The following is a 23,147-nucleotide window of genomic DNA, read 5'->3' as shown; positions in this document are numbered from 1 at the left end:
TTATTAGCAATTAAATTACTTCTTGAGGCCTTCCCACTTCCAGTTAACAACTTCTGGAAGATCAGTACCTTCTGAACGAATGTAAGCATTGTGCTTATCAATCGTATCATTCATACGTTGGATGAAGTAACTACCCTTAACTGAGTAAGCTGGAATATCTTGAACAGCTTCCTTAGCAAGATCGAAACGATCCAATTGGTTCAAGACACGCATGTCGAATGGTGTAGTGATATCACCATTTTCACGGTAGCCATGAACATGAAGGTTGTGGTTGTGACGGTCGAAGAAGATATCCTTGATAAGTCCTTCGAAGCCGTGGAATGCGAAGATAACAGGCTTGTCAGTAGTGAACAAGTTGTCAAAGTCTTCATCACTCAATCCACGAGGGTCAACCTTAGGTGAACGAAGCTTCAATAAATCAACAACGTTGATGTAACGAATCTTCATTTCTGGGAATTCCTTGTTCAAGATTGAGATAGCAGCCAATGCTTCCAAGTTAGGTTCTGAACCTGCGGCAGCAAAGACAACATCTGGTTCTTGACCTTGGTCAGTTGATGCCCAGTCGATGTAGCCAAGACCATTCTTAACGAGGTTTTGTGCTTCATCCATTGTGTACCATTGACGACGTGGGTGCTTTGAAGTAACGATCAAGTTGATCTTTTCGTAAGTTCTGAATGCAACATCACCAACAGCTAACAATTCGTTAGCATCAGCTGGAAGATACTCACGGATGAATTCAGGCTTCTTCTCAGCTAAGTGAGTTAACATACCTGGATCTTGGTGGGTATAACCATTGTGATCTTGCTGGAATACTGTTGAAGTATCAACAAAGTTCAATGAAGGATATTGCTTTCTCCAGTATTGTTCTGAAGCTTTACGCAACCACTTCATGTGTTGAGTCAACATTGAATCAACAACACGTCCGAATGCTTCGTAAGTAGCGAAGAATCCATGACGACCAGTCAATACATAACCTTCAAGCCAACCTTCTGCTTGGTGTTCTGAAAGTTGTGAGTCGATAACACGACCATGGTTTGAAAGATCTTCATCATATGGTTCGTGAATGTCTTCCATCCATTGACGCTTTGAATCGTCAAGTAAGCTGTAAAGACGGTTTGACTTAGTTTCATCAGGACCGAATCCACGGAAGTTAGTTGGGTTAAGTTCTGCAACTTTTTCCAACCAGTTTGACCATTCAATCATATCTTGCTTCTGAGTAATACCACGATCGAATTTAACTTCGAAGTCGCGAACATCAGGGAGCTTCAATGGTTCTGGCTTGATACCACCGTTAGTGATTGGGTTAACTGACATACGCTTGTCACCCTTAGGAGCAACGGCGCGAATTTCTGGTTTAATAGTACCATTTTCATCAAATAATTCTTCTGGCTTGTATGACTTCAACCAGTTAATAAGCAAGTCTTTGTGTTCCATTGAACCTGCAGCAACAGGAATTGGAACTTGGTGAGCACGGAATGAACCTTCGATTGGGTTACCATCAAGATCCTTCTTAGGACCAGTCCAGCCTTTAGGTGAACGAAGAATAATCATAGGCCAGTGTGGTAACTTAACGTTATCAGGTGTTTCGTTTTCACGAGCATTCTTTTGAATTGATTTAATTTCTTCAATAACATGGTCAAGAGTCTTGGCAAAGTCTGCTTCAACCTTGGCATGGTCTGTATCAGCGGTTGCTTCAACAAAGTATGGATCCCAGCCCATTCCTTTGAAGTAACTAGTTAAGTCTTCGTCACTCATACGTGAAAGGATAGTAGGGTTAGAAATCTTGAAACCATTCATGTTAATGATAGGAAGAACAGCACCATCAGTAATTGGGTTGATGAACTTGTCAGAGAACCATGAAGCAGCCAATGGGCCGGTTTCTGATTCACCATCACCAATTTCAACAGCAGCGATTACATCTGGGTTGTCTAAGATAGCACCGGTACCATGTGAAAGTGAGTATCCAAGTTCTCCACCTTCATGGATTGAACCTGGGGTTTCTGGTGCGGCATGAGAAGCAACTCCACCTGGGAATGAGAATTGCTTGAACAACTTAGCCATACCTTTTTCGTCTTGGCTGATATTTGGATAAATATCTGAATAACTGCCATCAAGGTATGAGTTGGAAACCATAACTTGGCCACCATGACCTGAACCTTCGATGTAGAACATGTTCAAATCGTATTTGTTAATAACACGGTTCAATTCTGCATAGATAAGGTTTTGAGAAACGATAGTTCCCCAGTGACCAATAGGCTTAACCTTTACATCTTTAGCTTCTAAAGGTCTCTTAAGCAATGGGTTGTCGCGCAAGAACAATTGACCTACTGAAAGGTAATTAGCGGCACGCCAGTACTTATCAACTAGTTCCAAATATTCTTTGGAATCGTAATCTACTGTCATTAATTAACACTCCTTCTTCGATTTAGCAACAAACTTCTGTATAGAATGTTCGTAAAAATTCACCAATATGAATTGATCAATTTACATCACTAATACTAAACGAAATTCTCAAAAAGTCAACCTTTTAAAAAATTGATACGGTCCAATATTTTGTGACTCAAAATCCTATACTTATAAGCTATTATGGACGATATCAAATCGTTAGTCCACCATTATCGTTGTTTTGTAACAAAATTTTCAGAAAATTTACACGGTTTCATTTTGAACAAATCCAAATGCAATTGTAATCGGTTTTTTTTAACTAACATCGTAAGCATGTACCCATTAAAAATCATCGGTGAAACAGCCGTTTACAAGGCTTTTCAGTCCACAAAAAATCGGAAATCGATTGTTAAAATCAATTTCCGATTTACATTTATTTTAATTTTTAGGTTTAAACCAATTCAAATGACTAATTAATTCGGTTCCCTGTGGGGTTGCAACCCAAATGGCAAACAAAATGAGAACTAATCCAATTGCTGCCAAAATCCATTTAACTGCTGCACGGTCTTTTTGCCGGAATCCATAAACAATCAATTCCAATCCTATAAAAGCCGTAATTATTGTGATCCAAAGACCCATCGTTTTTCTTCCCTTCATCAGGTTAGTTGATATTTCGCTGTTTCATTTATACACTGCTCACGTAAACACTGTCAACGTGTTCGTACCGCAACGCCGTGGCTATTTATCTTCGTCCAAGTTAACAAACGTGTTGTAGTTCAAATATTTATAATGAATCCGCATATTTGAGACTTCGAATGGGGTTCCGTCATCCAGGAAGAAGATACCTTCCATCACGCCGACCGGTTCCACCGGCTTCAAGCCAAGCAGTTCCTGATCCTCTTTGGTTGACGGATCGGCGGTGATTGTCATAAACGATTTGGTAACGGAAGTTCCGGTTGCATCCTCAAAGTAGTTGAAGATTGAGCCTTCCACCCGTTCACTGTTGAGTTCCGGTGCAACCCGGATTGGGATATAGCCTAATTCGATCATGAACGGCTTGTCGTCAAAAGAACGAAGTCTTTTAATTTCGTACACAAATTCACCCGGGTTTAGGAATAGTTCGGTTTGAAGCTCCTTACTTGCGGGGACAACTTTGAAGTCCAGCAACTTAATTTGGGGTGTTTGGCCATCACTCTTAAAGCTGTCGGTAACCCCCAGGTTGGACCCTTCGTATTGAAAAATTGTTTGATTCTTTTGGTAAAGCGGATTAATAAACGTTCCCGAACCACGTTTTTTGAAAATGATCCCCCGGTTTGCCAAAACATTCAAAGCGCGTTTAATTGAACTGCGGCTAACACCATAAGACTCGCTGAGGCTTCGTTCATCAGGCAGCTTCTTTGATGCAAACTCGTTTGCCTGAATACGATTCTTCAAGTCCTTCATGATATTGCGATATACTAAATCAGCCATTTGTGCTCCTTATTAAATCGTTAAATTGATCTGCTGAAATAAAGTATAACAGATTATCTTCTTTTGTTCAGACGGATTACCCACCCGATTGTGATAAAATATTCCTGAGGTGTTATGAAATGTCAAAGAAAAAGAAGAATAAGGTTCATAAAACTTTAGTTGAACAAATTTTAGATAAACACAAAATTCCGTTTGTCCAAATGGAATTTCCAACCCACAAGGAAGGCGACGTTGAACAAATCAGTGTCGACCATGTAGATACGCCCGAACATCAGATTTTCAAGACTTTGGTGTTCTCTGGTAAGAAGACCGGTCCGGTTGTCGGTGTTGTTCCGGTTGATGAACACTTGGACGAAAAAAAGCTCGCCAAAGTTTCCGGCAACAAAAAGGTCAACCTGGTGCCATTGAAGGATCTACTGAAAACCACTGGCTACCAACACGGTGCCAACACGCCGATTGGGATTTGGGAAAAGTTCCACTACCCAATTTACGTTGACCAGGAAGCCAAAGAAATGGGTGAAATCATCGTTTCATCTGGTCAAATTGGCCGCTCAGTCAAAGTTGACGCCCAACAAATGGTCGATCTCATTGGCGGAAAATTTGCCGACATAAAGGAATGACTTAATGCTTACAAATATTTTGACAAACATTGGATTGGTACTCGGACTCACGATCGGAGTGCCATTTCTTTTTATCTTTTTACTCTCATCAATCAACCATCGCACCAAGCAGCAGATTGCCAACCGTTTTGGAATTGGCGGTCAAATTGGCTTCGGCTTTCTGGGAATTATGATTCATGAAGCCAGTCATCTGCTGATGGCACTTGTGTTTGGCCACCATGTTGATCAATTCAGATTAGTGCGCATCCCCACCGCTGACAACGACACCCTGGGGTACGTTCACCACACCTGGAATAACCGCAACCTTTACCAAAATATGGGCAACCTCTTCATAGGTGTCGCCCCAATTTTTGGTTGCTGCCTGACAACTTTATTATTGGCCAAATTCACCATTCCTGAAGTTTACCAATCATTGATCATGTCCACCCACCAGTCATTTAGCCAAATGACCTTCATAATGCCAACGTTCAGCTGGCCTAAAATGCTGATTTTTCTGGTGGTTGCTGCCAATATTTGCATCGGCGGCTTTGACCTCAGTCAGGCTGATTTTGAAAATTCCAAACAAGGCTTCTGGCAGGCAGTGCTCTTTTTAGTCCTGCTAACGCTGGTTATCTCAGTCACACCATGGCAGGAAAGTCTGTTCAGCCTGCTGTATCACTTCACTGTTATCATCGTGGTTATCTCATTATTTAATTTGCTGATTTCATTGGTCATGAACCTGATATTTCGCTTTATTTAGTGCCATTCCATTCGTCAACAAATTCAGCCACAAAATCACGCATGACCTGTTGACGATGCTCGGCAATTTTCTTGGCAGTAGGCGTATTCATCTGATCCTTTAATTTGAACAGCTTTTCGTAAAAATGGTTGATAACCGTACCGTGTTTGCGATACTCAGCCTTATCCATCCCCGTCCGCGGCATAATCCGTGGATTATACATAATTTCGCCAAAGTGGCCTCCAAAGTAAAATGTGCGGGCAATTCCGATGGCGCCAATGGCATCCAATCGGTCGGCATCCTGAACGATTTGGCCTTCAAGCGACAATTTGTGATGGGTTTTTAGATTGGCGCTGTATGACATATTATCAATAATCTCAAACACTTTTTTAACAAAGTCCTGATCATACCCAACCCCGATTAATTCATCGGCAATGGCTTTTCGCTTAGCTTGCGGATTGGTGGTGACTTTGTCATCACTGACGTCATGAAGATATGCCGCAATAATGACTAAGCCTTCATCAGCATCTTCACCCTTTAAAATTAATTTGGCCAAGCTGACCACCCGCTCAATGTGGGTGTAGTCATGGCCGGTCGTTTCATAGCCGAGTTCTTTTTGAACGAACCCGCGAATTTGTCTCAATCTATTTATCATGTGGAACTCCTTTAACTTACTACAAATATTGTCAGGAAATGAATCCAACTATTAACAGTATATCTGTTCTCATTTGAAAAATCTTTAATCGGCCGTAGATAAAGACTATCAGAATCAAAGCCCCAGCTAAACGGAAAAACGTTTAACCGGGGCTTTAGTAATGCTATATCAAATCTCAATATTTCGTTTACTGGATTGCATACACGGATCGATTCTTCAAAGCAGCTTTATAAGCCGCAACAGCTAAGTTAACCTGGCCAACCCCGTAAAGTTGGCTGGTGGCTTTTTTGATGGATCCGGAATTATTAACATATCTCAGCATCGCATATAGCGGAGTGGCTTTCTGACCTGTCCGCATAGCGGTCGTGTTGACGTATTTTTTGGTGGCAGAATTGTTGGATAACGCAATGATCGCTTCAGCTGTTGAATTAGCGTTGGGCGTAGTCTTACCAGCATAGGTATAACCAAAGGCACCGTTCCCTTGCGCAAGTCTGTAAAGGAACTTTTGGCCCTTTTGAATACTTGATTCAACTGTTGAAGTGTTGGATTTGCCCCGATAAAGCCCCGTCAGCACCATACTGGTGACATCAGCATCTTTGGCACCTTGAGCATTATTGTAAGTCCAACCGTTATTTTTCAATTGCGATTTAACCAACCGGGCACTCAAGCTGGCCTTGCTAAACTTGGCACCGCTTGGTCGCTTAAATCGACTGCTCATGGAAACAGCAATTAAGGTCTCGGCTTGGGAACTGGCCGTCTGCTTTGAGATGCTTGTCCGATAAAGCCGGGAAACAAGATTTGTCCCCTTCTTGTGATGATAAAGTTTGAAATTAGTGGCATTCATCCCCATTGCCTGAACGGCCATGACCGCATTGGCCAAGCTGGCGGCAGGCGTGCTGCTTTTAACAACCAGATTTTTGCGTAACAAATTCTTTTCGTGACTTGTAAATTTGTAGTGGTTGCCTCTTAATCCAAGTAGAAAGTCGGAATAGCCGGATGCTGCTCCGGTGTCCGGATATAATTTACGGCTAAAAATCGCACTGGTTTTGCCGGATAAGCCCGTCTTATTTTCTTTCAACATCTTTTTGGCATAACGATACGTCAGTGCGGTACGCCGGTGGATCGTAGAAGTGGCCGCTTTATGGACGGAAGCGTCAGCCGCGCTTGTTGTAAATGTGACAGTTGCCAGAATTGCTGCAGTCGATAACAGTATGTGTTTTAATAATTTGTTCATCATATATCCTTTCTTGACGAGAATCGAAATGCTACTTGTTATAATTCATCGAAATCTTGTCGCCATCCTTCACGACATATACGCCCATTGAGCTGTTGGGCTCACTGCCGTTAACGGAATACAGCCAACCCGTCATGGTTCCGGCAGGGCCAGCGTTATAGCCATTGATACCTTTAACATAGGCGGAAATTCCTGAGCCACTGATTGTGACTGCCAGATTGTTCTTGGCTGCCAATGCTTTCAATGCATCCAGAGCAGTCGCACCTTTGGTAAGGGTGACACTCCCGCTGGCAAGCACGGATCCATTCGCATTAACACTAACGGTAACCGTTTCGTTGGTGGTATCAGTGTTTGAACCGGAATTGTCATTTGTTCCAGAACCATTTGTGGAATTGTTGGTAGAATTGCTTGTCGATGATCCATTTGTCGGTGTTGTTGGGACTGTTGGCGTTGTTGGAACGGTTGTTGATGTCGACGTCGACGTTGATGATGAGCTTGGTGTGGTTGGAGCTGGCGCCACTGTCGTTGAACTGTCAGTTGTTTGATGACTGGTCTTGGCAATTTTGGTTGCCATCACCAGTTTTTTGTTGCCTGAAACATAACGACCGTTAGTTAACAATAAACGGCTTGTGCGGCCGTAACCAACGACTTTTCGAACGGCCAGTGACCGATTCTTCTTAACATGGTGCTTTTTATTACTGAGATAGCGATTGCTATACTCATTAATCCCTTTGGAACTGATAACTTTGATTCGGGTAACTTTAGCAGAATAATAAGCATTTGCAAAATGCTTACGAGAAGCTAGCGTATAACCGGTCTTGCCGCTGTTAACATTTCTAACCTTATAAACGGGTCTTCCCTGGGTGTTGGTTGTTTGTCTGATTACCAGGAACATTGGGCGTTTAGTTCTGCTTTGCTTATGATAAATCTTGGCTAAATGATGCTTGGTAAAATGAGTGTTTCGATATAATTTAACGGTTGTTAATGCGTATACATATGAACCTTTGGTACTCTTGTGCTTTGTCGGAGTGGTTGGCTTAACAACTGGTTCAGCCGAACTGCTTGAAGCTGCTGACGAACTCGACGAACTTGATGAACTTGGCTGATTGATAATGGTGGTGTAATTGTTATTAATAACGGTGCCACTGGTTGAGCTGCTGTTGTCATTTGTATCAACGATTTTAATATTGTTAATTGAGGCAACTCCAACTGCCCGGTCGGCAATTGCCGCTTCACTGGTCGTGTCGCCGTTGATCTTGGTAATGTACGTTTCAAGCGTTTGGTTGATTGAATTGATTGCCGTTGTCTTGTCGGTTGTTGACGCCTTTGAGTCATTATTAATGGCCTGTCTTTGAGCGGCTGCTGCCGTATTTAACTTTGCCAGTTCACGGGCTCTGAAAGTTGGATTTTGGGCAAATGAGAAGATCCAACCCTGACCGCCATCTTTGGTAAATTTAGCCTGTTCTAAGGTGTAAGTAGCTTGTTGCAGCAGCATGGAGTTGCTGTCGGAAGAAACGTCCTTTTGATCCAGTAAGCGCTGAACAGGTGCTGTATAGCCGGACTGCCCGTTTAACGAGGTGTACACATCAACACCAGCTGCAGCTAGACCATTAGTCATGGTGATATTGTTATACTGGTCTTCCTTGTTGGCGGCATCACTGGTACCAAAGCCACCATCTTTCAAATAATAATGATTTTCAACTTCAGTCACCGCTTTTTGAATTGCAGCGGGAACTCCTGGTTGACCCATGTTCATCGAGAGTGCCAGAATAGCCCGGCCAGTAGGATCAACATCACCCCAGCTGGTCTTCCAAACACCTGTCTTGGAATCTTGGGCAGCCAGCAGGCGCTTCGTCAACGTGGCACGGGCAGTTTCACTTGCCTTACCATAATTGCCGGTGCTTAAACCTTCCAAGTCATTGATAATGGTGTACAAATCAACTTTATCGCTCTTAAGTGCGGGATCGTTAATAACTTGAGCGGCCAGATCCTTCTTTTCCACATTTGCTGGATCTTTGCCAAGTGCGCGAAGCCCAATCATGCCGGCAACGTTTGAGACACCAGCAAGGTCTTGATCCTTTCCGCTGATAAATCCGTTTGTGGTAATGATGGTATTGTAAGCATTTTGCGTCTCAGCATCAGTAATGCCATTATCGCTGGTTGCCAAAATTGCGGCATCCCAGGCATCAAGTGACGTCTTTTGGGAAGTCAGCTTAACTCCGGTCGTAATGGCTGAATCTACATCAGCAGCGGTGTCTGCTTTGACAAAATTACCACCGCCAACAAATAGCAGGAACATCCCTACTACCAGTGATATCCAATAAACAAGCTGTTTTTTCTTCATGTGTCTGCTCTCCTCCAAATAAATAGTGATGAAACCCTCAACAAAATAAACAATTGAACACAACAAAAAAGCCCAGCTAGTATTGCTAGCCAGGGCCGTTTCTTTAATCACTAACAACCTATATTCAGACATTGAATTTGAGCATACGAAATATCCGATAGATACGCTATTAATTGACAAAGCCGACCCTAAGAAGCTTTGCAATCGGCATAACAAACGTATCCTGACTTGATCTCGTCCTACAACTGTCCTCTTTCCAGGGTAACCCAGTGAGTTCTGACAGCTTCGTCAATCTTACAGTAGCGAAGGGGCTGTAAAGGATTTTCACCTTTTTCCGTTTTATTATGCTTCTTTACACTGAAAAGTATAGCATATCATCACCCATAGTTTATGGGCTTTTGGAAATTTGACTAAAATATCTCAACACAAAAATAACGGCGTGATTCCAAGGAGAACTCGGAATCACGCCGTTAAAGAAACGAGATTAAAGTTTTAGTTATTTGTGAAGCCAAACACTCATCTGGCCTTCGTCCCGGTTAGCCCATGAGTAATAAGGAATCAGGGTTAACTTGGTTGAAGCTCTTCTAGGAGCCTTATTGAACTGGTAAAGGCTGTCAGAGTCGTCTTCTGTTTCAACTTTGGTTGCATCGTTGGTTGTCAGGACACCGACACCATTCAATAAGTCATCTTGATATGCAAAGTCAAAGTGGGGAACCGTGTCGAGTTGGTAGTTCCAAAGATTGCCGGGGTTATCAACCTGTTCTGCACAGTATACGAGTGGGCCGCGTTGAACAGCAACATCATCCGCATTTGCCCGTACTTTAGAATTGGCATAAATCAAATTTGTCTTCATATCCAGGACAACTTCAATAGATGTTTTTTCGTCAGTGATCGGAACAATGACAATGCCATCTTTTCCGTCCGCGTCAATCACCTGATTGTTAACAGTTATCTTAAATGAATCTCTGCTCCAGTTGGGAATTCGAACTGCAAAATTAAAGTGAACATTTTCCGGATTGGTAATCTCAAATGTCGCGGTACCATCCCATGGTAAATTACTTTCTTGATCCACTTTGATTCCATCACTAAAGGTTGTTGAATTAGCAATATACTGATGGGCAAAGATAGTATTGTCCTTAACTTCGTAAAGATAACGATCCATAGAAGCAATCAATCGGGTAATGTTTGATGGGCAGCAAGCTGTTCCAAACCAAGCTTGACGGCGTGGCAGAACATGTTTCTTATCAGGATTCTTAGCAGATTCGCTTGGATTAACTTCCAACGGATTTACATAGAAATAATGGGTTCCATCTAAAGCCATTCCACTTAATGCGCCATTATAGATTTCTTTTTCGATTACATCCCCATACTCACCCTTAAAATCACCGGCAAGCATCTGACGAGCAAAGAAAGTCATCGCAACTGAAGCACAAGTTTCGCCGTAGTCGGTATCGGTTGGCAGGTCATAGTCAAAGGTGAAGGCCTCACCAGTGGATGTTTGGCCGACGTTACCAGTAATATACATTTGTTTTTTGACAATGTCATTCCAAATTCGTTGAGCCGCGTCTTTTAAGTCTTGGTCGCCAGTTACCCGGGCAAGGTGAGCCAAGCCGGTTGCCAAATAAACACAGCGGACAGCGTGACCGTGAGCATTGGTTTGTTCCGTTACAGGCTTATCTGCGTAGTAATATTCATTACCAATCGTATTGAGATCTGGCCAAAAGGCATTGTCCCAACCATCGGCTTCATTTTGCTTATCGAAGAAATCCGGATCCTGACCACGTTGACGAATGAAGTAATTTGTCAGATTCAAATATTCTTTCTTTCCAGTTACTTCGTAAAGTCGCATTAATGCCAATTCGATTTCAGGATGACCACCATAACCGTGGATCTTGTTGTCTTCAAGGCCAAAGTTGTCCTCTAAACAAGCCGCCATCTTTTCAGCGATATCAAGGGCCTTTTGATTGCCAGTTGCTTCAAAATAGGCAACCCCGGCTTCAATATAATGACCCATTGAATATAATTCGTGAGATTGTTGAAGTCGTTTAAACTTTCTTTCAGGAAACTTGATTTGGAAAATTGTTGAAAGATACCCATCCGGCTCTTGGGCCTTGGCGATCAAATCAACAACCGCATCGGTTTCAGCCTGTAAGTCCTTGTCTGGATGATACTGAAGTGTGTAAGCTGCTGCTTCCAGCCATTTATAGACGTCGGTATCTTGGAAGTTCATGCCGACATGTTTACCTTTGCTGATTCCTGCAGCAATCTTCAAGTTTTCAATGGCATGGCTTTGCAGGCCGTCTTGGTAAGCTTCCTTATCAGTAAATGCATCATCACCAATTGTCGTATCATTTTTGTCGCTGATTGTTTCGTATTGATATGGGACCACCACGTTAGCGACCAAATCGCGGTATCTCGTCCAAAAGTCAGACGTAATTTTTACTTTATTAATTGATAATTGAGTTGTTGCAGTTGGCTTTTTCATTTGAATTGTCCTTTCATATCCAAAAAGCAATATCCATAATATAGCTTATATTGTAAGCGAATTCAGATGGCAATTGGGGAACGTTTTCAATAAAAAAGTGACAGTTTTTTAGTCATTCACAATGGGCCCTCAAATTCTGGATAACCCCATGGCATCAACGCCTAGGCTCTAGATTTGTGAGCTTAGGCAACTTTATTTTTAACAGTTTTAATAAAATGATGGGTTATTTTGACCAAGTAAGTTACCAGTCCAAATGAGGCAACCGCAAACACTGCGGCACCGATTCCCAAAGCAGACAATCCACCAGTTGAAAGGATTGCTGATCCAACAGCTGACCCGACCGAAATCCCCAAATTTGAGAAAATCGAATTAAACGAGGACGCCAAGACCATCGACTGGGGATAATCGGACTCTGCAATCTGCATAAAATGAATCTGAATTGGCGCATTTAACAGATACATCGCCATTCCCATGATCAATAGGAGTGGAAATCCCAGGGTTTGAGAATGAATAAAAAACGGCATCATCAAAAACACCACTGACTGGACAATATAGACCCATGGCATCCGAGTCAGACTTCCGTGACTGGCAAGAAAGCCTGAAAATTGATTGCTGAATATTGACGCAACCCCATAAACGGCCAGCAGCAAGCCAAGAGAAGCAACGGAAAATTTCATCATCTCCGTTAAAATAGGTTGTAAGTACGTATAAACAACGTAGGTCCCAGCCAAATTGCACATGACCAGCGCAGAGCCAATGATGACCCGTCTGTCACGCACAATCGCCAACTGACCCATGAGTGAACTTTTTGTTTGCTTGATGTGCTTAGGCAAGAGCCAGACAACGGCCGCCAGGCAAGCAAGTCCAATAATCGTGATTAATAGGAAAGAATATCGCCAGTTCGTTGAATTGGCGATCAATGTTCCAACCGGAACCCCGACAACTGAGGCAATACTAAATCCGGAAAAGATCCAAGATACCAGCATTGGCCGCTTTTGAATTGAGACAATGACCGTTGCAAAAGACATTGCCAGTGAAATAATTGGCCCTGCAGTTAATGCCGTGATTACCCTGGAGGCAATCAACTGATTAAACGATGGTGCCAGGGCGGTGTAGGTATTGCCGGCAATAAAAATTCCCATCAATATGACGAGTACCTTGAACCGGTTAAATTGACTGATAATCGTATTCACAATTGGCGTGGAAAATGCGTATACCAACGCAAACAAGGTCACTAAAAATCCGGCTTGCGATGTTGACACATTAAAGCCACGGCTGACATCTGATAAAATTCCGACAATGATAAATTCATTGCACCCCAGAACAAAACCAATTAAAACTAAAACAATTGATTGCAATTTGGTCTTCATATTCGTTTTCCATCCTTGATTAAATTCATCCGCACCCCATTTATGCAGTCGCCTCGTTGACTGCAATATATCGAAAGAGCGCATAGCTTGACCTATGTATTTTAATCGTTTAATCTAAGTTTGAAAATACACATTTTTTAATAATTAGTCGCATTATTTAAGGGGCGAAGAATCATGAGTTATCTTGCATTGGATATTTCCAAACCAGCCTTTTTATTCTTCATTGGTGAATTTTCGTTTGACGGCCAATGGGAACATCCCGTCAATCAGCATCAAGCGGATTTTGAATTGATATTAGCGGAAAAAGGAACGCTATCCATTCTCGTCAACGACCGGCCGTTTATTCTTAAACCCGGTGACGTTATATTAGTACCACCCTATGCCAAAGTGACTGGCAATGGGAAGATGACCCAGCAGATTAATTTTTACTGGCTTCACTTCTATTGTGATTACAAAGTTGTTGATTCAATTGACGACGAATCAAAAGACCAACTGATTTTTTCAAGCAAGTTTCACGTTAGAGATATCAATGACATTCTGATTTTGCTGAGCGAACTCATGAATATGGAAATGGACAGAAAAACCAACGAGCTGCCATTAAACCTCTTAACAACAACTATCCTTGCACGACTGAACATTGAATGTTCACGCAGGGCAAAGAACACCCACTTATCCGCATTGGTAAGTCAGTCGATAGAATGGATTCGGGCTAATATAAGTACTGATTTGTCGATTAAAGATGTTGCGCAGCACTTTGAGGTCTCAAATGCCTATCTTACGCAACAATTTAAGCACGATTTAAATATCACACCACTCCAACACTTGTTGGGATTAAAGATTCAAGCCGCAAAGGTCTTGTTGGTGAAAACCAACCTGCCAATTTACGAGATTAGTGAGAACAGCTACTTTAGAAACGAGAAGAACTTTATCCGGGTTTTTAAAAAGCACACTGGGATCACACCATCCAATTATCGCAGGCACTTTGCCTATCATCACCAAAACAATCCATTTGTTGATCCCAGCATCCCGATTCCTCGGGAGATGCAGGAGAAATATCATATTCAATATAAGTAGTTGATAAATCGTTTGTGTAGAAAAGCCGTTAGCCACATTGTTTGTGGTTAACGGCTTTTGTCAGTTGATGATTGGATTTTCTGCTAAGATATTGCAGAAATTTGCTACATTAGATTGGATATTTTTGGCTCTTTTCTGGTTTAGTCGGCCTTTGAGGACAGCTCCGACGGCCGGTGGAACACCTGCCTAGTCCTGTGGGCGACGACCCTGGTCCCTACTACATAACTAAAAAAAGCCAGTGATGAGTAAATCACTCATCACTGACTTTTTCTAGTTATGCTCCGGGACCACCCAGGTCTCGTCGCTCACTACTTTTCTACATTCGTTCCTTCATAATCGTCAATCATAATTTGCTTCAGATCGGCAATCAAAGGTTCCTTAGGGTTGGCAGTTGTGCATTGGTCTTCGTATGCCAATACTGACAGACGATCAAGAGCTGCATCGAATTTGGCTTTGTCTACGCCCCAAGCCTTCAAGCTTAAGGTTACGCCTACTTCGTGGGCCAACTTGATGATTCTTTGAACCAATCCTTCGATTAATTCATCGTCGGTCTTGCCTTGGATACCAACGTAACGGGCAATTTCTGCGTAGTCTTTGTTGGCACGGAAGTACTCGTACTTAGGCCATGCGGCGATCTTTTCTGGTAATTTGGCATTGTAACGGATGACATGAGGCATGGTGATTGCAATTGCGATACCATGGGTCAAGCCAAACTCACCGCCAAGTTTATGGGCAACTGAGTGGGTAATTCCAAGGAATGCGTTGGCAAATGCCATTCCGGCAAGAGTTGCGGCGTTATGCATTTCTTCCTTGGCGTGCATGTTTCCATTGTATGAATCTGCCAAGTTGTCAAATACCAACTTGATAGCTTGAAGTGACAATGGACGAGTGTAATCTGATGCCATTGTTGATACGAATGATTCGATACCATGGCATAACGTATCCAAACCTGAAGCAGCAATGTTACCCTTTGGTACAGTTTCAACAAATTGTGGGTCAACGATGGCAACATCTGGTGTCAATGCGTAATCAGCCAATGGGTACTTAACATGAGTCTTTGAATCAGTAATAACAGCGAATGGTGTAACTTCTGAACCAGTACCTGAAGTGGTTGGGATAGCGATCATTTGAGCCTTCTTAGGCTTCTGGAAGCGATAAGCACGCTTTCTGATATCCAAGAACTTCTGCTTTGCACCGAAGAAGCTGGTCTTAGGGTCTTCGTAGAATAACCACATGTTCTTAGCGGCATCCAATGGTGAACCACCACCAAGGGCAATGATTGTGTCAGGCTTAAATGCGTTCATTTGACGAACACCTTTTTCAACGGTGTCAGTTGTTGGATCTGGTTCAACACTTGAGAATAATGAATATTCGATTTCATTTGGACGACGTTTCAATTCATCAAGAACCTTGTCAACGTAGCCAAATTCAACCATTTCTGGACTGGTTACGATAAATACCTTATTGATTCCAGGCATATCCATCAGGTAACGAACTGAAGTCTTTTCAAAGTAAACACGAGGTAACTTAATCCATTGCATATTATTTCGTCTCTTTGCGATAGTTTTGATGTTCAAAAGGTCATAGTCGGTAACGTTATGAGAAATTGAGTTAGCTCCCCATGAACCGGTACCTAATGTTAATGATGGTGTCATTTCGTTATAAAGATTACCAAGACCTCCGAAACCACCTGGTGTGTTAACAAGCACACGGGCTGCCTTCATCTGTTCACCGAACTTGAGGGCCAAGTCGTCATCCAAAGTTTGAATGCCGGCAGTGTGTCCCATTCCACCGAAGTGAAGTAATTCGTCACAGAGCTTAAATCCTTCTTCATGGTTCTTAGCTTTGTAAATTGAAATAACTGGGCTCAACTTTTCAGCTGATAATGGGTATTTAGGACCAACGCCGTTAATTTCAGCAGCTAAAACTTTGGTATTGTCGGGAACTTTGATTCCAGCCAACTTAGCAATAACCTTGGCTGATTTTCCGGCAATCGGGCCTTTAACGGCACAAGTCTTAGGGTTGAACATTGCTTCAGCCAACTTGGCTTGGTCTTTCTTTTCTACAAAGAAGACACCGTTCTTAACTAATTGTTTCTTAACTTCAGCGTAAATATCAGTATCAATAACTGCACTGTTTTCAGTGGCACAAATCATACCATTATCAAAGGTCTTTGAGAGAACCAAATCATTTACGGCACGAAGAATGTTAGCAGTCTTTTCGATATAAACAGGGCCGTTACCAGGTCCAACACCTAAAGCAGGCTTTCCAGTTGAGTAAGCTGCTTTAACCATGCCTGGGCCACCAGTAGCAAGTGTACTTGCAACGCCTGGGTTGTTGATCAACTTATCAGTTGCTTCAATACTTGGCTCTTCAATCCACTGGATACATCCTTCAGGAGCACCAGCAGCAATGGCAGCATCACGAACAACTTTGGCAGCTGCAATTGATGACTTCAAAGCTTGTGGATGGAAACTAAAGATAATTGGGTTTCGAGTCTTCATTGAAATGATGGACTTGAACAATGTTGTTGAAGTTGGGTTGGTAACTGGTGTAATTCCAGCAAGGACACCCAGAGGTTCAGCAACCGTAATCAATTGGCGTTCCTTATCATCTTTGATAACACCAACAGTCTTGTGGTCGCGAATACTGTGCCAAATTTCTTCAGTAGCGTACATATTCTTGATAGCTTTATCTTCAGCAACACCACGGCCAGTTTCTTCATAAGCCATGATTGCAAGATCCATATGTTTGTCTTGGCCGGCCATTACCATTTGGTGAGTAATGTGGTCAACTTTTTCTTGGTCAAATGAATCCATAATTTCAAGAGCTTTTTGTGCTTTTGAAACTAAACCGTTAATGACAGTATCGACATCAGTCTTTGCTGCTTTTGTTTCTTTTGCTTTATTATCAATCATTGATTTTCCTCCAATGAATCGTTTGTAGGTTGTTTGAAATATGTTATCTTTTTCACAAGACTTATAATATCACGTATTGAAAAAATGTAAACACTTTTGTTCAAAAAATCACAATTTATTTTTTGTAAGTGCTTCCAAGCTGATATAACAGCAAACAAAATAAAAAGGACTTGTTAACCAAGTCCTTTTTCTATGAAAGCGGTTCCATTATTTATATGTGAACATATTCACGACTTCTAATTATTTGGTTACTTTCGTCAATGGCTTCTGAATAATCGATAAAAGCTTTTCAGATTGAATTCTGTCAATAATGACATTAACTGCAACCTGCATTAATTTATCATTGAGATTTTTTTCTTCCAGTGCCCGGCTGTTGCGGCTGTCCATGTTCTTAAATGAAAATAGCAGTCGTTTAATGAACGTGTCATATGCCTGTTGTGGGTAAATATTGGCAGTCACCTGATCGATACCGTGCCGAATAGTCTCTAAGGAGAATGCCGGCTTCAACAAACTGATTAGGATGACATCGGCAACCTGCATGGTCTGATACTTTTTCTTAACCGGCGCCATAATTGCCTTGTTTTTAACGTAATTGTTGATCATTGCCGGAGTGACTTTGTCGATTCCGATTGGCCCCAAGGTTTCATTTACCAGTGCGACAAGTTGATCCATATATAATTCAAATTTTGGCAAATCGGCCCAGAGTGGCAGTTCTACCAATTTCAGCTTTTGTTCCCACTGTTCATATTGTTCTTCGTTGTATGACATGATATCACTCCTTCGTGTTTATTATACCACGTTATCTAGTTGTGGACACTAGCTAACGTCGAATATAAAAATAACGGCTTGGAAAGATTCCAGCCGTTGTACAAGCACTATTGATTGTTATTCCGTTTCTGCATCCGCTTCTTCTCCCGCTTATCAAGCACGTTTGCAATCACGCCCTGCATGAACATGTAAAGTGGGTAAGCTGTTGCGATCAATGGGACAGCATACAGCCAAATGTCTTTATTGAAGAAGGAGACAAGTGAAAAGATATTGTTGAAGAAAATGATGATCGACAGGAATGCCACTAATACCAATATATCCAAGCCAATCTTTAGCCGGTTAAGCGGTCTTGAAACCATGACCAATGCCAGCCAACAAATCGCCCCTGTCAAAAGCACACATAGCGTTGACGTAAATTCATATTTCAGGCCAAAGAACAGGCCGATCACTTCAATCAGCATGATATAACCAACGATACAAACGGCCGCAGGGGTTGAAATAATCAAGACCTGCTTCATGAACTGATTGGTGATTTTATTGAAGTTGGGTTCCAGCGCCAGGAAGAACGATGGAATTCCAACCATTAATGAAGTAATCGGTGTTAACTGAATCGGTTCAAACGGATACCCCATGGCAAAGAAGACAAAGATAAACGACAAAGCAACCGAGTACATCGTCTTAATCAAGTACATTGAAGCAACCCGCTCGATGTTGTTGATAACCCGGCGACCTTCTTTTAACACATCAATCATCGCGTCAAAGTTGGAATTGATCAGCACAAAGTCTGCGATACTCTTAGTACTTTCACTGCCGGAAGCCATGGCAATTCCACAGTCGGCTTGACGCAACGCAAGCAGGTCATTGACACCGTCTCCGGTCATGGCAACAGTATGCTTGCGATCTTGAAGTCCGGCAATTAAGCGTTTCTTCTGATCCGGCGTTACCCGGCCAAAAACCGTATTGTCAGCTGCAAGTTTGCCGAAGTCATCGTCATCTTTAACCGTTGTCATATCAACATTGTTTTCTGCATTTTGAATTCCGGCATGCTTGGCAATTGTCGAGACCGTTGTCGGATCATCCCCGGAAATAACCTTAATTGTCACATCTTGATTTCTAAAATATTGAAATGTGTTCTTGGCATTTGGCCTGATCACATCTGAGATCAATACCAGACCAATCAGCTTGGGATCTTTAAGCGGATCACGGGGATCAAGGTTGTCCACTTGGGCAACTGCCAATACCCGATAGCCCTTCTTCGCGTTCTGAGTAATTTTAGCTTGAACCGGCTTTTCGATATGTTTGAAAATAAATTGTGGTGCCCCAAAAACGTAATCGTGGCCGTCACTAAAACCGACCCCACTCCACTTTCTATCAGAAGAGAATGGAATGATCTTTTCGGTTTTAAGTTCGGGATCATCAATCGCATTTTTGATTGCGTTGGCTGTTTCATTGCCATCCCCGGTTCCATAAGTGATACCGGCAACGACTTTTTCAACTTCGGCAGCTGGCACATTTTTCATCATTGGAATTGCTTCAACAAATTTCAAATTGCCGCTGGTAATCGTTCCGGTCTTATCCAGACAAATGACATCAACTCTGGCCAATGTTTCAATTGCCGGCAAATCCCGCACCAGCGTCTGCTTGCGGGCCAAATGCATGGCCGACACTGCCAGTGTCATCGACGTCAGCAAAACCAATCCTTCTGGAATCATCCCGATCATTGCGGCAGAAGAGCCCAAAATTGCCCGATTGATTCCAGTTCCGCCATAGACTTTGGCAGCAAATAAAATAATGCCCAGCGGAATAATGACATAGGTCAGCGACTTGATAATCCGATTGATGGTGTTCAGCAAAATGCTGGATGTATCTTCACCCTGCTTGGCTTCACTGGATAAATGATTAACGAATGTATCCGCGCCGACTTTGGTAACCCGCATTTTACCCGAACCGCCAATAAGATATGTACCTGAAGTGAGCTTGTCACCGATATTTTTCGAGATAGTCTCCGACTCACCGGTAATGGGTGATTCGTCAACTTCAATTCCCCTGGACCTGACAGTGACACCATCGACTGGAATCTGGTCCCCTCGCCCAAGCTGAATAATATCGCCTAAGACAATATCTTCAGAGCGAATCTGCATGTCCTGACCGTTTCGCAGGACATTGATCTTTCCCTCGGCCAGCAGAACCATTTTGTCGACTTGCCGTTTTGAACGGATTTCTTGAATGATTCCGATTGCGGTGTTAAAGATTGCAATTCCTAAAAACAACAGGTTTTTGTAACTGCCGGTATAAAAGATCAGCGCACCCAAAACCACGTTAATCAAGTTAAACAGTGTAAACGTGTTATCCCGGAAAATATCCGAGGTGCTTCGAGTCAGAGACTCTTCTCCGGTATTTTGATTACCATTATGAATTTGCTGCTGAACCTGTGCATCACTTAATCCAACATCTGGATCAGTTTGTGGAATGTTGACGTCTGCCATTCTCTAACACCTCGCTTTAACATAATTGTACAAAATAAACGGAAAAAATCACATTTATTTGAAATCTTTCACCCAAGTTTATAGGATTCTTAGTGATTTTGAATGAAACCATCGTCAATCATTGGCTGGCGGGTATGCTAAAATAAATTTAATTAACTCGCAAGGGGGAACTAATATGTTTCAACCAGATAAAAGTACCTATAAATTAGCCGACGGGCATGAAATGCCTCAGCTCGGATTTGGAACTTACAAAATCGACAATCCCGACTTAATGAATCAGACCATTGCCACAGCATATGACAGTGGTTACCGGATGTTTGATACTGCTCAGCTCTATCGAAACGAAAAAATGCTGGGAGATGCCATTAAGCAGGTCGCCCGAAGAGAAGATGTCTTTATCATCGATAAGGTCACCGAAATGAATCAGGGCCACGACTTAACAATCAACAGCACCGACTTTTCCCTTCAGCAATTGGGAACCGATTACGTTGATTTACTGCTCATTCATTGGCCGGTTGCCGATCACTTCTTTGAAACATGGTCAGCAATGGAAGAGTTAAAAGAACAGGGGAAAGCCAAATCAATTGGTGTCAGCAACTTTACCCGGTCCCAGCTTGAATTACTCAAAACCCAGGCAGACGAAATGCCGGTCGTCAATCAGATTGAAACCCATCCTTATTTGACGCAGCAGCCGATGATCGACTTCGATAAGAAGATGTCGATTGTCACTCAAGCGTGGAGTCCACTTGGCAGAGGGATTGTCTTGGACAACCCAATGCTCGCCAAAATGGCCAAACACCATGGCAAGACGCCCGCCCAAATCATTTTGCGTTGGGACTTGCAAAGAGGCGTCTCCATCATTCCAAAATCCAAGACACCGGAACGAATCAAGGAAAACACCGAACTGGACTTTGAATTAAGCGACGATGAGATGAGCATGATCGACGTCATGAACAAGAACCAGCGAACTGGAAACGAACCGGAACTCGTATATGAATTAGGAAAACAGTATTAGGACAGGACGATGGTTTGCCCAAACACAGGCAAATTATCATGACTCACTAAGCTAAAATCACAAATTGAATTGGAAGTGACAGCATGGCCCTTGGTCAACTAACGAATCAGATTATATTAATGTTTGTCTTAATGTTAATCGGTGTTTTAATCAACAAAGTTGGGTTCATGCACACCCAAACTTCAAATGACTTAACCAATATTCTTCTATATATTGTTTCGCCATGTTTGATTATCGGTGCATTTGAGCAAAACTACTCCGCCAGCCGGATGAAACAACTGATGCTGGTCTGTGTCGGCATCTTTTTGTTCTACATAGTTGAAATGATCATCGCCAAATTTTCGTTTGGCAGAATCAGTAACATCAACCTCCAGCGGATCACCAAATACGGCAGTATCTATTCCAACGCTGGATTCATGGGAATTCCACTAACCAGTGCCCTGTTTGGCAATGCCGGCGTTTTCTTTGCCGTTGCATCCCTTGCCGGCTTTAACATCTTCAGCTGGACCCACGGTGTTTCATTATTTAAAACATCCAATAAGGGAACCGACCACTGGCAGAATTTCCGGGAAATCATCATCAATCCAAACATCATTGCCATTTTTGTCGGCCTGATCATTTTCCTGGCATCCTTTAAAATGCCGGTCCCCGCTGACCGGGTCATTCACTACGTCAGCTCAATCAACACGCCGCTTTCAATGATCGTGATCGGTAACAGCCTGGGAAATATCAAAATTTCCCGACAATTAATTGATTGGCATCTATGGTTGGCAATTTTTCTTAGAAACCTGCTGTTTCCAATTCTGGCAATGTTCATTCTTCAGGCGCTTTCGGTTTCCGGAGTTGCGCTGGCGACAACCGTCTTAATGGCAGCCTGCCCAACCGCCGGACTTGTCGTTTTGTTTACCCTGCAGGCTTATGGCGATGCCAGCCCGGCAGTGGCTTTAATGAGCTTATCGACTATTTTAAGTTTAGCGACAATTCCAATTGTGTTTGCTTTAATGGCCGCATTTTAAATTCAAATTTGTTTGAAATAAAAAAGCAGGACAGGTAACCGGTTCCCAATTAATGGGAACCGTTATCTGTCCTGCCTTTTTGTATGGTAAAGCTCGCAATCTTAACTGGATTGTTAAATTTACCAAGCAAGGTTAATTTAAAAGATTAACGAACGATCTTTTTGTTCAAGACTTCGGCCAACTTCTTCAAAGCATCGTCACGGGTCTTGATAACATCCATGTTCCAAATGATTGTGTCGATTTCTCCACCGGCATAGTCAAACTTTTCGTAATAGATGTATGGATCCTTGTCGCTGTCTTTGAATACGTCATCGATTTTGGCAGCGAATCCCTTTGACCAGTCATCGTCGTCCATTTCAGGAATATCCTTTTTAGTGACATATCCTTTTTCGTTAATCAGATCAACTGCTTTTTTAATTTGATCGTCGGTGTATTTGAGGTCTTTATCATTATCTCGTTCTTCGGCATCGGCTTTCTTTTCAGCAGCACTTTCTCTTACTTTTTCAGCCATGATAACATCCCCTTTATTTTGATCTACCTTAATGCTAGCACTGATTCGGAATAAAAGTTAAGAAAAACATCCATTAAT

At 42.4% G+C, this 23,147-nt stretch carries 17 protein-coding genes and 1 riboswitch; of the genes, 5 read left to right on the top strand and 12 right to left on the bottom strand.

Annotated features, from left to right (window positions below; all coding sequences use genetic code 11):
* Window positions 1-15: 15 nt before the first annotated feature.
* The 3 genes from LKE01_RS06295 to LKE01_RS06285 form a co-directional block, all read right to left on the bottom strand.
* The gene (locus LKE01_RS06295) at window positions 16-2,403 is read right to left on the bottom strand and encodes a phosphoketolase family protein (RefSeq protein WP_054769149.1); all 2,388 of its coding nucleotides are present in this window, start codon (window positions 2,401-2,403) and stop codon (window positions 16-18) included.
* Window positions 2,404-2,823: 420 nt separating this feature from the next.
* Window positions 2,824-3,024, bottom strand: coding sequence for a hypothetical protein (locus tag LKE01_RS06290; protein WP_056981311.1), 201 nt, complete (start codon window positions 3,022-3,024; stop codon window positions 2,824-2,826).
* Window positions 3,025-3,123: 99 nt separating this feature from the next.
* Window positions 3,124-3,855 carry a GntR family transcriptional regulator gene (locus LKE01_RS06285; protein ID WP_056981309.1) on the bottom strand — a complete coding sequence of 244 codons (732 nt, stop codon included), beginning with the start codon at window positions 3,853-3,855 and terminating at the stop codon, window positions 3,124-3,126.
* Window positions 3,856-3,974: 119 nt separating this feature from the next.
* On the opposite strand from LKE01_RS06285, the gene ybaK reads away from it, so the two are divergent.
* Together ybaK and LKE01_RS06275 are read left to right on the top strand one after the other, a co-directional pair.
* Window positions 3,975-4,475, top strand: coding sequence for a Cys-tRNA(Pro) deacylase (ybaK, locus tag LKE01_RS06280; protein WP_056981307.1), 501 nt, complete (start codon window positions 3,975-3,977; stop codon window positions 4,473-4,475).
* A gap of 4 nt (window positions 4,476-4,479) precedes the next feature.
* Window positions 4,480-5,214, top strand: a complete 735-nt coding sequence (locus tag LKE01_RS06275) for a hypothetical protein (protein WP_056981305.1) — start codon at window positions 4,480-4,482, stop codon at window positions 5,212-5,214.
* On the opposite strand, the gene LKE01_RS06270 is transcribed toward LKE01_RS06275, so the two are convergent.
* The 5 genes from LKE01_RS06270 to LKE01_RS06250 all read right to left on the bottom strand — a co-directional run bounded on the left by LKE01_RS06270 (window position 5,207) and on the right by LKE01_RS06250 (window position 13,281).
* On the bottom strand, window positions 5,207-5,848 hold the full coding sequence (locus tag LKE01_RS06270) for an HD domain-containing protein (RefSeq protein WP_054769151.1): 642 nt from the start codon (window positions 5,846-5,848) through the stop codon (window positions 5,207-5,209). The genes LKE01_RS06275 and LKE01_RS06270 overlap by 8 nt on opposite strands.
* A gap of 187 nt (window positions 5,849-6,035) precedes the next feature.
* The gene (locus tag LKE01_RS06265) at window positions 6,036-7,082 is read right to left on the bottom strand and encodes a prenyltransferase/squalene oxidase repeat-containing protein (RefSeq protein ID WP_056981303.1); all 1,047 of its coding nucleotides are present in this window, start codon (window positions 7,080-7,082) and stop codon (window positions 6,036-6,038) included.
* A gap of 31 nt (window positions 7,083-7,113) precedes the next feature.
* Entirely contained in the window at window positions 7,114-9,426 is a 2,313-nt protein-coding gene (locus LKE01_RS06260; RefSeq protein WP_056981302.1) for a DUF5776 domain-containing protein, read from the bottom strand.
* Between the two features lie 196 nt (window positions 9,427-9,622).
* A riboswitch (cobalamin riboswitch) is annotated at window positions 9,623-9,819 on the bottom strand.
* A 103-nt stretch (window positions 9,820-9,922) separates the two neighbouring features.
* A complete protein-coding gene (locus LKE01_RS06255) occupies window positions 9,923-11,911 on the bottom strand; it encodes a glycoside hydrolase family 127 protein (RefSeq protein WP_056981300.1) in 1,989 nt (662 codons plus the stop codon).
* A gap of 182 nt (window positions 11,912-12,093) precedes the next feature.
* Window positions 12,094-13,281 carry an MFS transporter gene (locus LKE01_RS06250; protein ID WP_056981298.1) on the bottom strand — a complete coding sequence of 396 codons (1,188 nt, stop codon included), beginning with the start codon at window positions 13,279-13,281 and terminating at the stop codon, window positions 12,094-12,096.
* 174 nt (window positions 13,282-13,455) lie between these two features.
* Here LKE01_RS06250 and LKE01_RS06245 point away from each other — a divergent pair, with 174 nt between their 5' ends.
* The gene (locus LKE01_RS06245) at window positions 13,456-14,355 is read left to right on the top strand and encodes an AraC family transcriptional regulator (RefSeq protein ID WP_054769156.1); all 900 of its coding nucleotides are present in this window, start codon (window positions 13,456-13,458) and stop codon (window positions 14,353-14,355) included.
* A 308-nt stretch (window positions 14,356-14,663) separates the two neighbouring features.
* On the opposite strand, the gene adhE is transcribed toward LKE01_RS06245, so the two are convergent.
* The 3 genes from adhE to LKE01_RS06230 form a co-directional block, all read right to left on the bottom strand.
* Window positions 14,664-17,273 (bottom strand): bifunctional acetaldehyde-CoA/alcohol dehydrogenase, encoded by a 2,610-nt coding sequence (gene adhE, locus LKE01_RS06240; RefSeq protein WP_056981296.1) that lies wholly within the window; start codon window positions 17,271-17,273, stop codon window positions 14,664-14,666.
* Between the two features lie 240 nt (window positions 17,274-17,513).
* Window positions 17,514-18,041 (bottom strand): DUF1836 domain-containing protein, encoded by a 528-nt coding sequence (locus LKE01_RS06235; RefSeq protein ID WP_056981292.1) that lies wholly within the window; start codon window positions 18,039-18,041, stop codon window positions 17,514-17,516.
* A 107-nt stretch (window positions 18,042-18,148) separates the two neighbouring features.
* On the bottom strand, window positions 18,149-20,527 hold the full coding sequence (locus LKE01_RS06230; protein ID WP_056981289.1) for a cation-translocating P-type ATPase: 2,379 nt from the start codon (window positions 20,525-20,527) through the stop codon (window positions 18,149-18,151).
* A gap of 175 nt (window positions 20,528-20,702) precedes the next feature.
* Here LKE01_RS06230 and LKE01_RS06225 point away from each other — a divergent pair, with 175 nt between their 5' ends.
* Together LKE01_RS06225 and LKE01_RS06220 are read left to right on the top strand one after the other, a co-directional pair.
* Complete coding sequence (locus tag LKE01_RS06225; RefSeq protein ID WP_054769157.1) at window positions 20,703-21,542, top strand: aldo/keto reductase; 840 nt, start codon at window positions 20,703-20,705, stop codon at window positions 21,540-21,542.
* Window positions 21,543-21,625: 83 nt separating this feature from the next.
* Window positions 21,626-22,558: an AEC family transporter gene (locus LKE01_RS06220; protein ID WP_054769158.1), complete on the top strand. Its 933-nt coding sequence runs from the start codon at window positions 21,626-21,628 to the stop codon at window positions 22,556-22,558.
* A 145-nt stretch (window positions 22,559-22,703) separates the two neighbouring features.
* Here the strand turns inward: LKE01_RS06220 and LKE01_RS06215 are convergent, their stop codons facing one another.
* Window positions 22,704-23,069 carry a hypothetical protein gene (locus LKE01_RS06215; RefSeq protein WP_056981287.1) on the bottom strand — a complete coding sequence of 122 codons (366 nt, stop codon included), beginning with the start codon at window positions 23,067-23,069 and terminating at the stop codon, window positions 22,704-22,706.
* Window positions 23,070-23,147: the final 78 nt, after the last annotated feature.

Origin of the sequence: Lentilactobacillus kefiri (genome assembly GCF_007989105.1) — a bacterium.
In the GTDB taxonomy this organism is placed as follows: Bacteria; Bacillota; Bacilli; order Lactobacillales; family Lactobacillaceae; genus Lentilactobacillus; species Lentilactobacillus kefiri.
Note: the sequence above shows the minus strand (reverse complement) of the source record. Positions and strands in the feature narration are given on the sequence as shown.